This window comes from Paenibacillus sp. FSL R5-0517 (assembly GCF_037974355.1).
GTDB lineage: Bacteria > Bacillota > Bacilli > Paenibacillales > Paenibacillaceae > Paenibacillus.
Genome location: NZ_CP150235.1, coordinates 6,679,458 through 6,698,221, shown reverse-complemented (window position 1 = coordinate 6,698,221; position 18,764 = coordinate 6,679,458). Strand labels below are relative to the sequence as shown.

The 18,764-nt window shown below is 46.7% G+C and carries 22 protein-coding genes; 15 read left to right on the top strand and 7 right to left on the bottom strand.

Annotated features, from left to right (window positions below; genetic code table 11):
* The first annotated feature begins 133 nt into the window (after window positions 1-133).
* The 4 genes from MKX40_RS29900 to MKX40_RS29885 all read left to right on the top strand — a co-directional run bounded on the left by MKX40_RS29900 (window position 134) and on the right by MKX40_RS29885 (window position 3,973).
* The gene (locus MKX40_RS29900) at window positions 134-904 is read left to right on the top strand and encodes an HAD family hydrolase (protein WP_339238745.1); all 771 of its coding nucleotides are present in this window, start codon (window positions 134-136) and stop codon (window positions 902-904) included.
* The gene (locus MKX40_RS29895; protein ID WP_339238744.1) at window positions 901-1,239 is read left to right on the top strand and encodes a multidrug efflux SMR transporter; all 339 of its coding nucleotides are present in this window, start codon (window positions 901-903) and stop codon (window positions 1,237-1,239) included. Before MKX40_RS29900 ends, MKX40_RS29895 begins: the two co-directional genes overlap by 4 nt.
* Entirely contained in the window at window positions 1,239-2,333 is a 1,095-nt protein-coding gene (locus MKX40_RS29890; protein WP_339238743.1) for a metallophosphoesterase family protein, read from the top strand. The genes MKX40_RS29895 and MKX40_RS29890 overlap by 1 nt, the downstream gene beginning before the upstream one ends.
* Before the next feature lie 182 nt (window positions 2,334-2,515).
* A complete protein-coding gene (locus MKX40_RS29885; protein WP_339238741.1) occupies window positions 2,516-3,973 on the top strand; it encodes a carboxylesterase/lipase family protein in 1,458 nt (485 codons plus the stop codon).
* 120 nt (window positions 3,974-4,093) lie between these two features.
* Here the strand turns inward: MKX40_RS29885 and MKX40_RS29880 are convergent, their stop codons facing one another.
* Window positions 4,094-5,245, bottom strand: coding sequence for a VanZ family protein (locus MKX40_RS29880; RefSeq protein ID WP_339238740.1), 1,152 nt, complete (start codon window positions 5,243-5,245; stop codon window positions 4,094-4,096).
* Between the two features lie 243 nt (window positions 5,246-5,488).
* Here MKX40_RS29880 and MKX40_RS29875 point away from each other — a divergent pair, with 243 nt between their 5' ends.
* From MKX40_RS29875 to MKX40_RS29855, 5 genes are all read left to right on the top strand, one after another.
* Entirely contained in the window at window positions 5,489-5,830 is a 342-nt protein-coding gene (locus tag MKX40_RS29875; protein WP_339238739.1) for a zinc ribbon domain-containing protein YjdM, read from the top strand.
* 144 nt (window positions 5,831-5,974) lie between these two features.
* Window positions 5,975-6,787, top strand: coding sequence for a class I SAM-dependent methyltransferase (locus MKX40_RS29870; protein ID WP_339238738.1), 813 nt, complete (start codon window positions 5,975-5,977; stop codon window positions 6,785-6,787).
* A gap of 109 nt (window positions 6,788-6,896) precedes the next feature.
* A complete protein-coding gene (locus MKX40_RS29865) occupies window positions 6,897-7,154 on the top strand; it encodes a hypothetical protein (protein ID WP_339238737.1) in 258 nt (85 codons plus the stop codon).
* Complete coding sequence (locus MKX40_RS29860; RefSeq protein ID WP_339238736.1) at window positions 7,151-7,537, top strand: retropepsin-like aspartic protease; 387 nt, start codon at window positions 7,151-7,153, stop codon at window positions 7,535-7,537. Before MKX40_RS29865 ends, MKX40_RS29860 begins: the two co-directional genes overlap by 4 nt.
* A gap of 154 nt (window positions 7,538-7,691) precedes the next feature.
* Complete coding sequence (locus MKX40_RS29855; RefSeq protein ID WP_339238735.1) at window positions 7,692-8,744, top strand: LLM class flavin-dependent oxidoreductase; 1,053 nt, start codon at window positions 7,692-7,694, stop codon at window positions 8,742-8,744.
* A gap of 108 nt (window positions 8,745-8,852) precedes the next feature.
* On the opposite strand, the gene MKX40_RS29850 is transcribed toward MKX40_RS29855, so the two are convergent.
* On the bottom strand, window positions 8,853-9,512 hold the full coding sequence (locus MKX40_RS29850; RefSeq protein WP_339238733.1) for a TetR/AcrR family transcriptional regulator: 660 nt from the start codon (window positions 9,510-9,512) through the stop codon (window positions 8,853-8,855).
* A gap of 308 nt (window positions 9,513-9,820) precedes the next feature.
* Between MKX40_RS29850 and MKX40_RS29845 the strand changes: the two genes are divergently transcribed.
* Window positions 9,821-10,636 (top strand): SDR family oxidoreductase, encoded by an 816-nt coding sequence (locus MKX40_RS29845; protein WP_339238732.1) that lies wholly within the window; start codon window positions 9,821-9,823, stop codon window positions 10,634-10,636.
* 133 nt (window positions 10,637-10,769) lie between these two features.
* On the opposite strand, the gene MKX40_RS29840 is transcribed toward MKX40_RS29845, so the two are convergent.
* The 3 genes from MKX40_RS29840 to MKX40_RS29830 all read right to left on the bottom strand — a co-directional run bounded on the left by MKX40_RS29840 (window position 10,770) and on the right by MKX40_RS29830 (window position 12,556).
* Window positions 10,770-11,462, bottom strand: a complete 693-nt coding sequence (locus MKX40_RS29840) for a VWA domain-containing protein (RefSeq protein WP_339238730.1) — start codon at window positions 11,460-11,462, stop codon at window positions 10,770-10,772.
* The gene (locus MKX40_RS29835; RefSeq protein WP_339238729.1) at window positions 11,416-11,952 is read right to left on the bottom strand and encodes a TerD family protein; all 537 of its coding nucleotides are present in this window, start codon (window positions 11,950-11,952) and stop codon (window positions 11,416-11,418) included. Before MKX40_RS29835 ends, MKX40_RS29840 begins: the two co-directional genes overlap by 47 nt.
* Window positions 11,953-12,091: 139 nt before the next feature.
* Window positions 12,092-12,556, bottom strand: coding sequence for a DUF4385 domain-containing protein (locus tag MKX40_RS29830; protein WP_047840920.1), 465 nt, complete (start codon window positions 12,554-12,556; stop codon window positions 12,092-12,094).
* 96 nt (window positions 12,557-12,652) lie between these two features.
* Between MKX40_RS29830 and MKX40_RS29825 the strand changes: the two genes are divergently transcribed.
* From MKX40_RS29825 to MKX40_RS29805, 5 genes are all read left to right on the top strand, one after another.
* Window positions 12,653-13,120 carry a YfbM family protein gene (locus MKX40_RS29825; protein ID WP_339238728.1) on the top strand — a complete coding sequence of 156 codons (468 nt, stop codon included), beginning with the start codon at window positions 12,653-12,655 and terminating at the stop codon, window positions 13,118-13,120.
* A gap of 133 nt (window positions 13,121-13,253) precedes the next feature.
* On the top strand, window positions 13,254-13,382 hold the full coding sequence (locus MKX40_RS29820) for a hypothetical protein (RefSeq protein ID WP_339238727.1): 129 nt from the start codon (window positions 13,254-13,256) through the stop codon (window positions 13,380-13,382).
* A gap of 207 nt (window positions 13,383-13,589) precedes the next feature.
* Window positions 13,590-15,098, top strand: a complete 1,509-nt coding sequence (locus tag MKX40_RS29815) for a copper amine oxidase N-terminal domain-containing protein (RefSeq protein ID WP_339238726.1) — start codon at window positions 13,590-13,592, stop codon at window positions 15,096-15,098.
* 242 nt (window positions 15,099-15,340) lie between these two features.
* Entirely contained in the window at window positions 15,341-16,279 is a 939-nt protein-coding gene (locus MKX40_RS29810; protein WP_339238725.1) for a GNAT family N-acetyltransferase, read from the top strand.
* Between the two features lie 135 nt (window positions 16,280-16,414).
* On the top strand, window positions 16,415-17,203 hold the full coding sequence (locus tag MKX40_RS29805; protein WP_339238724.1) for a glucose 1-dehydrogenase: 789 nt from the start codon (window positions 16,415-16,417) through the stop codon (window positions 17,201-17,203).
* Window positions 17,204-17,381: 178 nt separating this feature from the next.
* Here the strand turns inward: MKX40_RS29805 and MKX40_RS29800 are convergent, their stop codons facing one another.
* On the bottom strand, window positions 17,382-17,840 hold the full coding sequence (locus MKX40_RS29800) for a GNAT family N-acetyltransferase (protein ID WP_339238723.1): 459 nt from the start codon (window positions 17,838-17,840) through the stop codon (window positions 17,382-17,384).
* Window positions 17,837-18,757: a D-alanine--D-alanine ligase gene (locus tag MKX40_RS29795; protein WP_339238722.1), complete on the bottom strand. Its 921-nt coding sequence runs from the start codon at window positions 18,755-18,757 to the stop codon at window positions 17,837-17,839. The genes MKX40_RS29800 and MKX40_RS29795 overlap by 4 nt, the downstream gene beginning before the upstream one ends.
* Between the last annotated feature and the right edge of the window lie 7 nt (window positions 18,758-18,764).

The window sequence follows — 18,764 nt, the reverse complement described above, 5'->3', positions numbered from 1 at the left end:
CCACGTGCTTCGGTCGTGAAGCTGCTCGACTAACAAGCAAAACGTATTGCTATAAGTAACTCATGCGAAAAGGGCGGTACATGCTGTACCGTCCTTTCCATTCATACAAGATCGCAGACAAGGAGTTTAACCGATGCAAGATGAAAAGTATGTGGAAGGATTAACAATTCCGATTGAAGCCGTATTGTTCGACAAGGACGGAACATTACTTGATTTTACGCGCATGTGGGGGTTCTGGACCGATTGTGTGTTGGATCGCTTCAGAGATCAGTTAGCTATCCTGGGACTGCGTATCAATACAGAGGAACTTCCACGGATATGGGGTACATTCCACGATGACCAAGGCCGAATGAATGGATATGACGTGCGCGGGCCGCTTGCAATGGGAACTATGGATGAAGTGTACGCCGTGTTAACATGGCATGGATATCGTGCAGGTCTAAGCTGGGCGGAAGCCAAGATGATGGTTCGGGAGTGTTTGGCGCAAGCAGAGGAAGAGATGGAGAAGCATCGCCCGGCACGTCCATTACCAGGAGTTCGAGAATTCCTTGAACAGTGCCGTAGCGAAGGCGTGGTTATGGGTGTCGTGACGGCGGATGATACACCTAGTGCAGTCAAGCACTTGCAGTGGATGGGGCTGGAATCCTTTTTTGACGTAGTGATTGGAACCGATCTGGTGGAGCGGGGGAAACCTTTTCCAGATATGCTTCTACTTGCTTGTGAACGGTTGGGTGTATCGGTACAGCATACGGTGGTCATTGGAGATACGGACGGAGATATGGAGATGGCACGAAGCGCTGGTGCAGGATACAGGATTGGGATTGGAGAAACGGGAAGAATCCGCTTGGCGGACAGAACGATTCAATCCTTCCATGAATTGCTGAATGGCGGGCTGAATCGATGACGAACAGTCACGCCTACTTGGGCTGGGTACTGTTGGCGCTGGCCATTGGTCTGGAGCTGAGCGCTACCATTTTGCTAAAAGTATCGGATGGGTTCTCACGGTTCTGGCCTTCGGTGTTGATGTTTGTCTGTTATGCTGCAAGTTTTACGTTTCTTAATTATGCAGTGAAGTATATGCCGCTGGCTGTGGCCTATGCGATCTGGTCTGGCGTGGGCATTACGCTTATTGGCGTTGTAGGGCATTACTTTTTTGGTGAACGTCTGCGGCTCAATTCGATAGTATGGATCGGTTTTATTCTGATTGGCATTATTGGACTGAAATGGAGTGATTCTTGATGAAAAATGAACATACACCGGAGCAACCTATGGCCAGCTTCCAGGTCATTACGGACACACATGTGCGAGATGAGGCAGACCATATTCATAATCGGCATCTGGACCAAGCATTCGCCGACATAGCTACATTCAGTCAAGGGAGCAGCGGAATTATGCATGTGGGTGATGTGACGGATCGGGGGCTGCCGAGCGAATATCGTGAGTTGCAGCGCATATGGAAGCAACATGCGGAGAGCTTGCCGGACATCCGGTACACGGTAGGTAATCATGATATTGGAGCCGTGATATGGCAAGATCCGCCGATCGTTTTGCTTGAGATGAATGAGGACGAAGTAGCCGAGCTGTTGGAGCAAGAAGCAGATATGGAACGGATCACAACACAAACTGCTACTGAATCAGCTGCACTGATTGAGCAACTATCCGGCGGGACCTATACGTTGTCTGCTGCACCTTCGGGGCAGGAGGGTCAGGATGGGCGACCGATCTCTTCAGGAGTCGACCCCATTACGGTTGCAGGGTTATGGCAGCGTCGATGGAGTGATTTTGGAGGGACAACAGGCATGAAGGGCTCTTACCACGATCACTGGATTGATGGATATCATTATATATTCCTGGGCACTGAGCAACCTCACCCGAAGGATTGCGATATGTCAGTTGAACAGTTGGAGTGGCTGGATGCAAAATTGTCTGAACATGCAACACCAGATCATCCCATCTTCCTGTTTTTGCATCAGCCGCTGATGGATACGGTAGCAGGATCAATGAAAGAGCAAGGCTGGCATGGTGTGAATCAGGATGCGGAACTTAAAGCGGTTCTGGCTAAATACCCGCAAGCAATTCTCTTCTCAGGACATACCCATTGGCAGTTGGAGGCGCAGCATACGATGTACGATGGTGCGGGCCGCATGCCAACCATGTTTAACGCTTCGTCTGTAGGTTATCTCTGGACGGATGAGGATGAGCATCTGGAGGGCAGTGAAGGACTTCATGTGGAGATTTATAAGGATCGAGTTGTTGTGAAGGGACGGGATTTTGTCGCGGGCGAATGGATCGAGGGTGCTGAGTTTACGGTTCTTTATCCACGAGAAGGGTAGTTAATTGGGTTGGGGGATCAAAGGGGAGGGTCACTCCCCTAAAGTTCCACGTGAAACGTAGTAGGAATGTATAGAGTTGGGTAAAGTTGTAAATGGGTGGGTGTACAAACTATACTCAAATAAGTACACATAACGTAATCAGCAATAGTCCAACCTATTCACGGAGAGGAAGTAGAAGCGGCATGAGAGAACTTCAGGTTCAAACGAAATATGGTACAGTTCAAGGCGAGCTTTTGCACGGTGCAAGTGTATGGAAGGGCATCCCTTATGCGAAACCCCCGGTAGGTGAGTTGCGGTTCAAGGCTCCGGTACAACCCGAGTCATGGGATGGAATCAGACAGGCTACGCAATTTGGGCCTGAGAATATACAACCTCGGAATCATCAACCTGAAGGCCTGACAGAACTACCGAATGAGTCAGAAGATAGTTTATATCTGAATATATGGGCTCCTGGGGAAAAGGCAGAACTATCATTGCCGGTCATGGTCTGGATTCACGGCGGTTCCTTCGTATCCGGTTCGGGCAGTCAACCCATGTATGATGGTACACAGTTAGCGGTACGGGGCGACGTCATCGTTGTCACGATCAATTACCGACTGGGACCTTTGGGTTTCCTCCATATGGCTCCATTAGGTGATTCATATGTATCCAATGCAGGTCTGCTGGATCAGGTGGCGGCATTACAGTGGGTGAAGGATAATATCTCTGCTTTTGGTGGTAACCCGGATCAAGTAACGGTGTTCGGCGAATCGGCAGGCAGCATGAGTATTGCGGCACTGATGGCGATGCCATCGGCCAAAGGACTTTTCCAACGTGCAATTATGGAGAGTGGTGCTTCCCAGTTCATGCCGGCAGAGCAAGCCTCAGCGTTGCGGGAAGGCATGCTGAAGATTCTTGGGGTGGACCCGGATCATCTGCAGAAGTTAAGTACAATCCCTGTAGAGCAGATTATTGCAGCCGGTGAAAAGGTCAAACAGCAGAGCGGGGCAGGTCTGGCCTTATTGTTCCAACCTGTCTTGGACGGGGAGACTCTTCCGCAAGTGCCACTACAGGCGGTGAGCGAAGGCTCGGCACAGGACATTCCTGTGCTGATTGGTACGACATTGCACGAGGGTGCACTGTTCATCCAGCCGCATGTGCCGTATTCAAAAGAGATCGATATGGTGCAGGGCGTAGACTTTATGACGCCAGATCTGGAGAACCGGGCAGCCATCGCGGACAGTTATCCCAAAACAGCTGATGGACAAGCTCAGGTCATGACCGATATGTTCTTCTGGCGTTCAGCGCTACAGTACGCTGGTGCACAGCAGAAGTATGCCCCGGTGTGGATGTATCGATTTGATTGGGTCATGCCGGAACATCCCTTGTTAAAAAGAGCGATTCACAGCATCGAAATGTTCTTTGTGTTTAACACACTGCATGTCCTCAAATTCATGAATGCGGAGCCGGATGAAGCTGCGGCGGCACTTGCCCTCAAGGTACAGGATGCCTGGATTTCCTTTGCCAAGAACGGCAAACCTGAAGTTGCTGGTGTAAGCTGGCCTGAATACGAGCAGGATCGTGCGACACTAATCTTTAACCATGAGATTGAAGTTGTGCATGATCCGGATGCAGCCAAGCGAGAGCTGTTGGGTTTATAATTCAGACCAAAGAGGAGTTCATTCTCAGAATGAACGTCCTCTTTTATTAATTAATTCGGCTGAAGAAGCAGAACGTGAGAAGAGATTCAAGGAAAATCATGCATGGTTATATTCCAAACATTATTTACGAGAGGCCTGCGTGTTGGACACCTCATCGAAGTAGAAGGAACGTTTCCCACGGGAGAAGAGCACGATCAAGACATGAACAAAGAGCACCGCGTAGACCAACATATAGACACCGACTGTTCCGAGGGAAAGCCATATTTGATAAGGCCGGAGCATGACATCCTCATTACTGGTGAAGGCATAATCATTGACCCAGCGGATGATTGTAATCACGAACCAAGGCGTGTAAAGTGCGAGCAGTCTTTTAAATAATGATTCCATGGTCGGTGAACCACTCTGGCGATTCACATAACGGAAGCGCAGAATAGCTGAGCCTGGTGTTATTCCGTTTCGTACCCATGGAATAAAGAACAGTACAATGACCATTGCAATGGATGTATTCAATGCTCCTTGAATTACATCGGACGGGGTGAAGATGGACAACACATTGCTAATCAGCACGACTACCGCACCATCGATAAGCAATGCAAGCAGTTGTGGTACGGGATACACGCGATTTTGCTCCACAATCTGCTCGCTCTTTGCCTGAATGCTTGCACGCGATGGGAATAAAGCAAGCAGGATGGGCGCTGTGAAGAATCCAATGACCGTTCCTGAAGTATTCAATAACAGATCATCTACATCGAAGAGACGGTAAGGGCAATTATAATACCCGTAGAATCCGGTGATCTGGGTGATCTCGAAAAATAAGGAAAGCCCGAAGCCACCAAGCAGGGCATACGTCCAGAACGATCTCTTTTGAAAGAAATAACGGATATATACACCCAGCGGCATAAGGAGCAGGACGTTAAATAGAACTTGCAAAAAGGCTCTGCCCTGAATCATACCCATATAGCTGGATGGCTGAGACCATACAATGGGTGTTTCTTTCATGATGTCTTTGACAAAAGTGAATGGAACCAAATTGTAGTAGATCGTGTCAGCGGCTTGCTGCGCACAGGTATCTCGCGTAGTGGGGAACGGGAGAATAACGAGGCAATAGGCGGCCAGGATATAAAAGATAAAGGAAAAGCTGATGCCAAACCGCGACCAGCTGAAGAAGCCGTCTTTGCGATAACCATAGATCAGCCACGGCACCAGCAAGAACATGGCCGCAACAACAAAGATGAAAAAAGCCGTTTGCACCGGAAAAACATAGGGAGACATGAGTAGGCACTCCTTTGGTATGTGGTATCAAATATAGTAACTCTCATAGAGAAATAGATAGGATTTAAGTATGTGTAGAGAATATCTGATAGTTACATCATAAGTTGTTACCCTTAAAGTGAGGGATGCATGAACCTTAAATTTGGTTTAAATTCATTCATGCAGTGATCAACCATATGGAACATACCGCCGAAATCCCGTATACTTGCTGGATAGCCGATCGTAGAATGGAGAGTAATACATATGTCTAATTTGCCTAACTGCCCGAAATGTAATTCGGAGTACACGTACGAGGATGGTAACCTGCTGGTATGCCCGGAGTGTGCACATGAATGGTCTTTGGAAGCAGACAATGAGAACGCAGAGGATGCGAAAGTAATCCGTGATGCCAACGGAAATGTGCTGAATGATGGTGATACTGTTACGGTTATTAAAGATCTGAAGGTTAAAGGTAGCTCGCTTGTAGTCAAGCAGGGCACGAAGGTGAAGAATATCCGCCTGATTGATGGGGACCATGATATTGATTGCAAGATCGACAGCTTCGGTGCGATGAAGTTGAAGTCCGAGTTTGTGAAGAAAATATAAGATTGAGAAACGTTCAGTTCTGCATACATTGGGAATTGAACGTTTTTTGGTTGACAGGAAATATTTAGCAGATATATACTGGTTGGAATTTAATTTTTGAATATGGTTGAGTGCTCTACATATAAAAAGGCAGGTGTCAGAGCGATGAAGAGAGATCACATTATTGAATATTATTCGAGGTTTGATGAGTGGGGGAGACTGGAGCGGGAACCGATTGAGTTCATCATTAACATGCATTACATCAAGGAGTGTCTCCCCGCTACCGGTCATATTCTGGATAATGGGGCTGGACCGGGAAAATATGCCATGGAACTGGCGAGACTGGGGTACCAGGTCACTTTATCGGATCTGACACCGTCCTCCGTGGATACTGCACGGCAAAAGGCTCAGGAGTTCGGTTTGACACAGCAATTCGATGGATTCCATGTTCTCGATGCCACTTCGCTCTCCGGTATGGCTGACGAGACGTATGATGCTTCCCTTATGCTGGGGCCGTTATATCATCTGCAGACAGAGGAGGAGCGAACGGCTGCTGTACGGGAGTTGTATCGGGTGACCAAGCGAGGAGGCGTGGTATTTGTAGCGATGCAAAGCCGTATGCGCATGAGTATCAATTCGCTGCAATCCCCGCAGCATTGGAAACCGAATGATAACATGGCAGCAATTCGTTCTTTTGTGGAGAAGGGTATATTCGATCATCAGGATCAAGGACGATTTACGGGGGCATATTATTTTAATATTCAGGACGTTATGCCCTTCATGGAGCAACAAGGATTTGAAACCGTTGATTTCATTGGTTCATCCAGCCTTAGAGCCATGCTTACGGACGAGCAGCAACAACACTGGAAAGAACGTGGCGAGTATGATGAACTTATTCAATATATGATTGAAGCCGCCAAAGACCCTTCCATTTTGGGTATCTCGTCTCACCTGTTGTACATTGGAAGGAAGAAATAATGGATTTACCAGAAATGATCTAAAAAAGTATCTAATTTAGAATGTCATCCCGTGGAATGCTGTTTGCACATGATATAATATTTGTATCTAATGTTCTGGAGGTGTCACTATGCAATGGAAGGAAGTTCAGGAGCGATTCCCTAATGAATGGGTCGTTTTTGAGGCAACCAAGGCGTACTCTAGTGAAGGCCAGCGTTACATTGAAGAGATGGCAGTGATTGATTCATTTGATGATTCTACAGAGGCATTAAAACGTTATGGTGAATTACATCAGGAAGATCCCAGACGGGAATACTGCTTTTTTCACACTTCACGTCCAAAGGTTATTGCAAGAGAACGATATATTGGCATAAGAGGCCTCCGATGAAAATTTCAGAGATTTACGGTCTACCCTTTATAAACATAGAACTTGAGTTTAGAGGAGAAGTACTTCATTTAGAAAGAGTCCTTTTGGATACCGGGTCAGCAAGTACGTTGTTAAATGCAGATACAGTTCGAGAAGTAGGGATGGTTCCTGAAGAGGATGATCTCGTTGATATTATTAGAGGCGTAGGAGGTATAGAGTATGTTTATACCAAGTCTCTGGATTCTATAACTGTGGATGGAACAACGCTCAATAACTTTCAGATTGAAATAGGAAATATGGATTATGGTTTGGAGATTGACGGAATTTTGGGATTCAATTTCATGCGACAGGCCGGTGTTGTAATTAATGCCAATCTCATGGAACTTAGTATAGACAAGCCATAATTATTGAAAATAAGCATAAAAGTACCCCCTGGAAACAAGGGGTACTTGTGTTTTTTATCAAAATAGTTCAATATTAAGATACATAACAAAAGGTGATCTACTTACAATAGGTTAGATGAACGACGGATCGCTTCATACCAAGGAGGAACAGACAATGGAAATCGGAATTAGTACATTTGTGGAGACGAATCCGGATGTAAAAACAGGAGAGCTAATCAGTCATGCGCAGCGTATTCGCGATGTTGTTGAAGAGATTGTTTTGGCAGATCAGGTAGGTCTGGATGTATATGGCGTGGGGGAACATCATCGTGCTGACTATGCCGCTTCATCCCCAGCTGTCATTCTGGCGGCCGCAGCATCACAGACCAAGAATATTCGTTTGACCAGTGCAGTAACGGTGCTGTCATCGCATGATCCGGTACGGGTATATCAGGATTTTGCGACACTGGATGGCATTTCGAACGGTCGTGCAGAGATTATGGCAGGGCGGGGATCATTTATCGAATCGTTCCCACTGTTCGGCTATGATTTGAATGATTATGATGAACTATTCGACGAGAAACTGGATTTGCTGCTCAAGCTGCGTGATTCGGAAAAAGTAACCTGGGAAGGCAAACACCGTCCTTCCTTTAACAATCTGGGCATCTACCCGCGCCCGGTACAGGAAAAACTTCCGGTATGGATCGGCAGTGGTGGTAATCAGGAATCGGTTGTTCGTGCAGGACTGCTTGGTTTGCCACTGGTGCTTGCCATTATTGGTGGCCGTCCGGTGCAATTCGCACCACTGGTGGAGCTGTACAAAAAAGCAGCTGCTCACGCGGGACATGATGCTTCCAAGCTGACAGTCGCTTCTCACTCTCACGGCTTCATTGCCGATACAACAGACGAAGCGGTGGAGAAATTCTTCCCGCCAGCTCAAGCGGTCATGAACATGTTGGGCCGTGAACGTGGCTGGGGACATTACAGCCGTGCGACATTTGATGCGGCGCGCAGCCTTGAAGGTGCATTGTATGTAGGTGATGTGGAGACGGTAGCTCAGAAGATTATCTATCTGCGTAAAGAAGTCGGAATTACCCGTTTCATGTTGCACACCCCTCTCGGCACCATGCCGCATAACGAGGTGATGAGAGCGATCGAATTGCTCGGTAAAGAAGTCGCTCCAATTGTGCGCAAGGAAATTGCACGTTGGGAAGCGGAGAACCAGTAAACACAGAGTGAACCAAATAAAGGAGCACGTCCTCGGCAGATTAAGCCATTGGACCTGCTCCTTTTTCATTTGTTTGCCGAAACTCTCTATAAAGTACAGATCACATGCTTATTCACTCGCAGATGTACTGACAAGGGAGTGGATAACCATGGACACCGTATGATCATAGAGCGTTTTGGCAGCTTCCTCGCTCTCAATATGGCCTCCCAGGTACAGATGAATAACACCGTGTAAGGGAGCCCAGATCATTCGTACCGCAAGCAAGGGATCTTGCACCTGAAGCATTCCCTGTTCAATGGCTACCTCAACCAAGGCAGATACTTGCTTCAGTGCAGTCGCTGTTCCCTGCAAAGTCTCTCCATCCGGTTTGAATTCGGAAAAAGACCCTCCAAACATCAGCTGATAGAAGCTGGATTGTGAAATGCCGAAGTCCCAGTAGACGTGGGCCAGATCCCGGAAATATTGTTCGAACGATTCATGCCGAGGCATAGCTTCAAACCGCTGGGCCATGAGAGAGCAACCCTCTAAATATAAATGCTTGGCTAACCCTTCTTTTTTGCCAAAAAGGTTATATATGATTTTGGTGGAGCACTCCATGCGTTCAGCTACACGGCGTACCGTGACGGCTTCCGGTCCATGCTCTTGCAGTAAAGCAGCAGCAGCATGCACAATATTTTGCCGCAAATTATCCGAGTGCTGGAGTCTGGCTTCCTGAAAAGTTGTTACCGTATGTGCAGATTCCGTGGAACCCGAATTAAGATCCTTCATTGATTTTCATCCTCATAACCGTATTGTTGTTGTTTTTGTATAGAAAAACTTCAGCTTAAATGCGGTGTGTCTTCTATGAAAGTACGTCGATATATTTTTTTCTTATGGTCATTCTACTGTTTTACGTCGGATAACGTCAATTTAATCCGAATCCAGTAAGGAGGCACACCGCTCGCACACCGCTCAAGATCCAAGTTTAACAAATGTATTTGACAGTTTCATGAATTTAGATTACGATGATTCCATTGGGAAACGTTGTTTCCATATGAAAACAAATGTTTCAATCATGTGTAGAGGGTGGATGAGAGATGTTAAAGGATCAACAACAATGGGCACTTATTACAGGCGCATCATCAGGTATTGGGGAAGTTTTTGCACTTGAAATGGCTTCCAAGGGTAGAAATATTGTGCTCGTGGCCAGAACAGAGACCAAACTGATTCAATTGGCAGAACGAATAGAGCGTACATATCAAGTAAAGGCTGAGGTGATCGTATCGGATTTGTCGCAAGTCCATGCACCTCAGAATGTATATGAGGAATGCCAGAATCGGGGCATACACATCGATATATTGATTAACAATGCTGGATTCGCTACCCATGGCTGTTTTGAACAGGTGGATGGTTCAAGGCAACAGGACGAGATTATGTTAAACGTGTTGGCCGTGACCAATATGACACATCTTTTCTTACCAGGCATGTTGCAGAAGCAAAAGGGTGCTGTCATTAATGTCTCGTCGACGGCTGCCTTTCAACCTGATCCGTATATGGCTGTGTATGGAGCGACAAAGGCATTTGTACTTTCTTTTACCGAGGCATTATACGAAGAAAACAGGAAGCGTGGCGTTCAGTTCTTAGCGCTATGTCCGGGCTCAACCGAGACTTCGTTCTTTGATATCGTGGGTGCGGAAGAAGCTTCTGTGGGCAAACGTGATACACCTGAGCATGTCGTAGCCGTGGCCATGAGGGCACTGGAATCAGGCAAACCCTACGCTGTGCCGGGGTCCGGTAATTATTGGACAGCGCAGTTCACTCGTCTCGTGCCACGCAAGTTGATGTTGCGAATTGTGGGTGGTATGCTTCGTCCGCGTTCCAAGGGTGGTAAACCAGAAAAAGCGAAAGCCTGAGAATGATAAGTGGTGAGTAGTTCGAAAGTGGTAAAGTAAAAAGAAAAACGCTGTCAGCGAGGTATTCACTGGCAACGTTTTTCATGAATTGGAGTTCGTTCATCTTGATATCGTGGATGATGTGATCGGAAGTTTAGGCCAGAATCCCTTTGGCCCGAGCTTCTTTGATCCAGCCTGGAAATTCATTCAGAAGCCGATCATATAGCTCTTCATCACTGATCTTGGAGAAATCGTCCAAGGCAAAAAAGTCGGCGTTATCTATGAAGCGTCCAGGCATGTCATCCAATTTTTCCAATACTCCATAATAGGACCGTCCCAGGCCAACAAACTGCCAGAACAGGTTTTTGTGCGAGCTTTCGGTAATAAGCTGTGTGATTTTGCTTTCTTTATCCACACCTCCATCGCTGAAAAAGATAATGTAGGTTGGGATATGTGCATTAGGCTCTTCCACCGTATACTTACGAATAACATCTTCCATTACCTTGGGTTCATTGTTTCCGAAGCCCCTACGTCCGAGAACATACGTGCGAACAATGTAATCCTTGTAATCTTTGGCTGTTACACTTGGCGCACGCATAAAATCATCCGCAAAGAACCAGACATCCAACTCGCCATTGTCGTCAAACGCTGCCGCAACGGCGAGTATACGTTCAAAGGCTTCTTGCACAATGCCACTGCGGTATAGATTGAACATGGAACCGGATGCATCGAAAACAACGGCTACACGTGCCTGTAAAGGATCAACTTTTTTCTTTTCCAGAGATAAGGTGACTTTACGTTCAAGCAGATCTATTTTCGTCAATTTCAACACCAAACGACTCGGCAAGAGGCTGCAAACCTCCAAAGAAACCGCGTCCGATGGCGCGAACCTTGAATCCGTCCTGATGCTTATAAATTTCAATGAAAATAAGTGCTGTTTCTGAAGTAGCTTGCGTAATCTTATATGTAATTTGTTGTGAACCTGCTCTTACAATGGCTTGGCATTTCTGAACATCTGCAAACGTACCTACGGAGTCAATCGTAGCGGTGAAGACGCATTTTTCTACAGGAGCCTGTCGTAATTTACGGGTATCCAGCACAAAGGATGACTTGAGATCCTCGGCATGTTGGAGAACAACGCTGCGGTGGGGATCAACATTCTGGTTATAAAATACAAAATAATCGTCCGAGGGAACTTGTCCCCTGTCGTTGACCATAAAACAGCTTGCATCGAGAGCAGAAGGTGCTGAAGCACTTTGAATCGTTACGTAAATCTGGCCTGACTCATGAATCGTGGTATTTTGGCCGGTGCTCAAATGAATGATGGGATCTGTCATATTCCGATTGCCTCTGTTCTTCAAACTCATTAATGGTACTACATAGTAACAAGTTAGATTTTGATACATATGTTTCCATAAGTCAACGAGCAGATGACAGATCCAATCAGTGAGACTATATTACGGTTCCCCCGTTTTTCTACGCCTCATCAGACTCATACTTTTCCCGATGCTCCTTCTTCATCTTCACATAGTCTGGGTCCGTTTTCGCAATCTCCCATTGGGCTTTGAATATGGCTGCGGCTTCTGCCTTCACCTTATCATTCTGATAGGGCAAGATTGAGCCATCCTCCTTCGAATATTTGCGTCCGCCTTTGTGATTCGTATACCGTCTGGCCCGTGTATAGCCCATCTGGAGAAATTTGCGAGCCATATCCATACCCACGAAATCCCCCTTTTTCTTATACTCCAAAAATAGCTCATAGATTTTCTCCGATGACTCTGTCGCAATCTCGGGTGTTTTGAATCGCCAGTGTGGAAGAATCTCGCCCTTGTATGGCTCAACCATGAGAACACCCTGCTCTCCCCGGCCTACGGTGTATAGCTCAGGATGTTTGCGCAGATCCAACTCATCATAATTGAGACTGTAGTCAAATTTTTTCATGTATACGACCTCCTTGATAGGAATTACCCCGATTCTGAACCAACAAGCACGGTTAATGGGGAACATTAGAATCAATTACACAGGAGGGATAACGGTATGGGAATGTCCGGAAGATATCTTGTGGTAACGAAAGAGCTAGTTGAATCCATCAAGTCAGGGGAGATCAGTGTCCATGATTGTGCAGTTGATCTGGATATCGATAAAACCTGGCAGATGATCCAATTCACGCTGAACGGCAATCTGGTAGATGGGAAGCCACCCCTGGGCTATGTAGTGCCTCTCGCAGGTGAGCAATACTTGGGAAACTATTCGGATATGGATCTGTTCTTACTCAGTAATGAGCAGGTGCTGGAGGCTTACATGGCGTTGGAGCAGCTCACACCGGATGAATTAAAGCAGCGGTATAGTCTGGAACAGATGATCACTGAGGGCGTCTATCCAGTCATGGAAGATTGGGATGCGGAAGAGACATTTCAGGAGATTGTCCAGACGGTGGATGATATCCAGGCCTTGTTTCAGGCAACGGCTGCAAGTGGAAACGGAATCGTGTTTTATGTTTTCTAAACGGGCACTGAAATGATGGGAAATGGTTGTCCGTCGCGGAGACAGGTTTGAACTGTGCCTATTCGGGTTATTGATAGACACAAGGCTCATGCCTTGCTGACATGACAATCTGGTAGAAGAGAGGGAATGCGATATGACACAGGATCAGAACGAAGAGAATAAAGCGATTCAAGAGGACGAGCCCGATCAATTCGAGACTCCCGCAACTGTGAAAGATGAAGAAACGGATGAGAAACTCGCAGAAGATCAGGATCAAGAATAACTTCCAGTATTGCATAATGAAGCAGGATCTTTTATCGAAACATACGATATGTTGAAATATAGATAGACCAGAGGTCGGACATGTTCCGGCCTTTTGGTTTATTTTTTGCGTATCCGTTTACAACAATTACCTATACCTTCATAATGGAAATGAATCATATTTTTCTAAGGAGGGGATCTTATTACGAATCGGAAGTTAGTCCAATGGATGGCAGTGCCACTGGTATTATTAATGGTTGTTCTTACAGGATGTCAGGCTGTGGGTGGAGTAGACGTTGGCAAAGCAATGGCCAATGGTGCGAGTATCAAGTCCGGTGAATCCAGACAATCCATGAATATAAACATAGAACCGGCTAAGGAATTTGCGACAGAGAACGACCTTGAAATGATCGAACGTATTAATTCCATATCTCTGGATATTGATCAAGCCAAAATGAAAGATGCGAAGACAGCATCGATCAAAGGTACACTGAGCATGGAGGGAACGAAGTTACCTTTCCACCTGTCCATGAATGAGTCCCAAGTGGTGATTGATCTGGATGGAGCCCAGAAACCGCTGTACATATCTCTGGATACGTTCCAGGATGCACAAGCTCTTCCAATGGTGGATACGAAGGCTCTGGAGAAACAACTCGAGGAAATCTCACCGAAACTGTTCTCTTTTGTCCTGAAACATCTGTCCAATCCGAAGAATATCTCTGTAACACCGGTACAGGAATCCGTGAATGGCGAAACACTTAGCCTCTCCAAGCTGCACCTGGAGATCAGTGGTGAAGAGATGCTTGCCATGGTTAAACCGTTCCTGACGAGTGTCTCGAAGGATGAGCAAGGGCTGAAAGACCTGATTGGAGATCTGTACGATGTGTTCTATCCTGTACTGGAAGCTGTGAACGAGGTTGAAGGCGGGGGAGATGAAACGCTGAATTCGATCGTTCCTGAATCGAAAGATGAAGCCGTTGCTTCACTATATGCCATGATCAAAGTAGGACTGGACAGCATGCTGGTCAATTATGATCAGGAGCTGAACAACCTGTTGAATGAGACTCCAGAATTCAAAACGGTATTTGGTACAGAAACCAAACTGAAATTGGACTTCTATCTCGACAGCAAGCTGGATATCCGCAAGCAAAACTTTGAACTGAAGGTAGCGCTGCCGGCCTCCGAAGATCTGCCAGTGAACGCTGTAACCGTGAGTGGAAACAGTGAACAGTGGAATATCGGTGGAACGGTTGCAGTGGATGAAGTGGATGTATCGGGCGGCGTTATGGATCTGATGAAGGATGATATTACACCTGGACAGATGCTGCGCAATTTTGATTCCAATTCACTTGCATATCAATTGCTCAAAGATGAAGCTGGGATCACGAATAAAAGTGTAGTACTCTTCCCGGATGATGAATACGCCGGGGCGATCACCGTTAAGAATACAACATTTGTTCCCCTTCGCTACGTGTCTGAAGAATTGGATGCTGAAGTGAAATGGACCAAAGGTTCGAACCGAATTGTTGTCATTGACGACATCACGGGTGATGAGATTGTCCTGACCGTAGGTTCCAAGAAGGCAACCGTTGCTGGTAAAGAAGTAACCATGGTGGAATCCGCATATGTAGGCAAGGATGGCAAGACATATGTGCCGCTGCGCTTTATGGCTGAATCCCTTGGAGCTACTGTAGATAAGGAACAAGAAACGGGCTGGATTTACATTGACCGTCCTTAAATGAGACGTTGAAGTAGTCCTTAGTATGAGAGGGGATTTCAGAGTATGCCAGATTTCTCGTAATGATCGTGAAAAGAACACCGAAAAAATTCCGTTAGACATGAACGGGATACGTGTGTCCTTTTGACCCATTACGAGGAGATTCGGCGTTTCTGAAATGATGAAACGGATCGGGGAGTGCCTCTGTTGGAGGTGCTCCTCTTTGTCGTGTCATCTTAAATAAATCCCCAGAGGTGGTATATATGAAAAAAAGTCAATTGAAGCAGGTACATTCTGAAATTCGCTTACGACGAGCGCAGCAAGATGATGCTGTTGTACTTACAGAAATGTGCACTCGTGTTTTTGATCATGCCATTAAGGTCTGGTCAGATGGTGAGAAGGATATCGATAGGAATCTGTGTCCACCTGATTATTCGTCAGTTCGAATGCATCGTTACGTAATCCGTGAATGGGATTATTATGTTGTCGAATCAGATGGATGTGCTATCGGCGGAGTGAGTGTTAACGTGCTCGGACGAAAACATGCCCGGATCGATAAGATCTATATTGACCCCATATGCCAGGGACGTGGTGTGGGAACTCAAGTCATGAAGCTTATTGAAGCTGAGTTTCCGCATATAGAAACCTGGAAGCTGGAGACCTCCGGTCGGCAGCTGGATAATCATCATTTTTACGAAAAAATGGGATATGTTCGAATCTATGCATCTGAGGATGAGTTTGGATATGAGAAGAACGTATCAGCGGCTTCTTATGATCCAACATGTGATGAGACATTAGCCACGGATTCGGGTGAATCAGTGGTTGAATTTGTTCAGACTAATCTAGATGGGGTTCGTTACAGTACCAGTAATCTGGCCAATAGTCGGATCACTGATTGCAACCTGAGTGGAAGCAAACTTACCAATTTAAATATGACCAATATCTTGCTAGCTGATTTACGCCTAACCGATAGCAAGATTGAGTTCTGTGCTCTGGATGGCGTTCAATTCCAGGACACACATCTTGGATCTGACCGGGTGCCCATGCAGTGGGCGCATTGTGATCTTGGGGGGAGTCGTTTTATTGATTGCGATCTATCTGGGGCTCAGTTGGAACAGTGTCAAGTAGCTGGGATGAAGATCAACGGAGTAGAAGTAGAGGAACTACTTGCAGCCTATGAGGCTATGAATTCCTTAAAATGAATGACTGGATGGGTATAGAAGCATACTAATCCGGTTGAATTTCTGGTTGTAAGAGATCCCCGTTTGATTAGAGCAAATGATGAAATGGGTAATTATGTGTTGAAGATGTCAAAAACAGCAAAGGGAGGTCTATGGATGATGTCTGAACGATTTGCAGGTAAAGTAGTCCTGATTACAGGTGGTGGTTCGGGTCTTGGCCGATCAGCTGCGGTGGAAGTCGCGCGTGAAGGGGCAAAACTTGCCCTGGTGGATGTGAACATGAAGGCGCTGGAAGAGACCAAGCGTGTGATATCAGAAGAGGTAAAGCATGCCGAGTTCCTGCTTATTGAAGGTGACGTAGCCGACGAAGAAGCAGTGAAGAAGTATGTTAGTGATACGGTAAATGCGTTTGGACGTATCGATGCATTTTTCAACAATGCAGGCATTGAAGGCAAGCAAAACCTGATCGAGAACTACGAGACAGAGATGTTCAATAAAGTCATCGACATCAACCTGAAAGGTGTATTTTACGGGTTAAAGCACGTCTTGCCTGTAATGAAAAAACAGGGTGAAGGCTACATTGTGAACACGTCCTCTGTCGGTGGCATTCGTGCTGTACCAAACCAGATCGCCTACGGAGCGAGTAAACATGCCGTTGCTGGCATGACCAAAGATGCGGCGATTGAATACGCTGAGCACGGAATCAGTATCAATGCGGTAGCACCTGGAGCAATTCTGACAGATATGGTCATCGGTTCGTTCAAACAGATCAATCCGAATGACTGGCAGTCTGCATCCAGAGAGTTCGTGAAGGACAATCCGGCGAAGCGCTTGGGTGAACCGAAAGAAGTGGGACGCCTCGTTGCCTTCCTGCTGTCCGGCGAAGCACCGTTTATTAACGGAGCCATTATACCAATCGATGGTGCACAGTCAGCCAAATATTGATCCCAGATATGTTACGGTACTGATTCGACCTGAAAATTCAACATAGAATAACCAATAGATTACCTGGAGAATCATTCCTTCCACCATGTACCTCGGATACGAAAGAACGCCCTTAACTGGCCAATGTGCTGAATGGGGCGTTCTTTTTCGTGTCATCCAGATAGCGTATATCCGCAGGTTAAGTGTGTTGTAAGATCTGAGGCTTCTTGCTAAACCCGGTGCTTCCTGCGGTAAAGCCCATCTGACGATAGAATTGATGTGCAGCTTCACGTTCCGGACGATTGGCACTGTTCAGAGACAGGGAGTCCACGTTATGCGTGGCTGCCCATTGCTCAGCTTCAAGAATGAGCTGACGGCCGATGCCAGAACCTCTGAACTGGTCATGTACAACCAAGGCCAAGATACGGCAGTGTCTTCCGTTCTTTTCATACAGATAAGACGTCTGTAATCCGATCAGTCCAACTACGCGTCCGCGTACCTCAGCTACCAGTGTCGTAAAGTTTGCGTCCGCAGAGATATGGGTATAACGCTCTTCCATCTCGGCGTAAGTGGTGGGGTAACCGAGTTGGTCCATCAGAATGACCATATCTTGCAGATCGGTAGGGGAGCTGTGTCTAATCGTCACATCCAGGCTCATAATGTTGTATCCTCCTTGGGTCTTTCCTTCAATGAAAGTTCAATAATGGTATCCAGTAGTTCTGCAAAAGAAATGCCTGCAGCAGCTGCGCTTTTGGGCAGCAGACTGTTACGAGTAAGTCCCGGCAGCGTGTTCACTTCAAGCACATAAGGCATGCCTTCCCGAATCATCATATCCACGCGAGCGTAGACGCTGCATTTTAGCACCTGATAACAGGCCAGGGCCGTGGCTTCGACGCGATGGTGAAGGTCCACAGGCAATTGCACAACCTGCTCATCGGCCCCATTGTCATCGTATTTGGAAGAATAGTCGAAAAACGCAGCGTTCGAACGAATGGAGATCACCGGCAGCATCTTACCATCCAGAATGGCACAGGTGATTTCCTCACCCTCGATATACTGTTCAATCATGACCGTGTCATCCCAGGCGAGGGCAGCCTCTACAGCAGCAGGCAGGGCGGAAGCTTCCTTCACCACTTGGGTACCAATGCTGGAACCGCCTGAATTCGGTTTGACCACCACGGGGTACGTTAATTGTTGAACAGCAATAGAGGCCAGCTCCTCCATATGACTCACTCGCAACCATTCACCGGTAAGCACACCTGCATGCTGCATGAGCTGTTTGGACATGTCTTTATCCATGCATACACTGCTTGCAAGCACACCACAGCCTGTGTAGGGAATACCTAGGGATTCCAGTGTGCCTTGAACCGTACCGTCTTCGCCGTATTTGCCATGCAGGGCAAGCAGTGCCACATCGATTCCCGCTGACTTGTCGATCAGATCGCGCTTGGAATTCAGTTCAATGGGCACAACCTCGTATTTGTCTCTATTCAGATTGGCAATCATCTCCTGTCCGGTGAGCAGTGAAATATCCCGCTCTGAAGATGTACCGCCCATAATCACGCCAACTTTCATGTGAAAT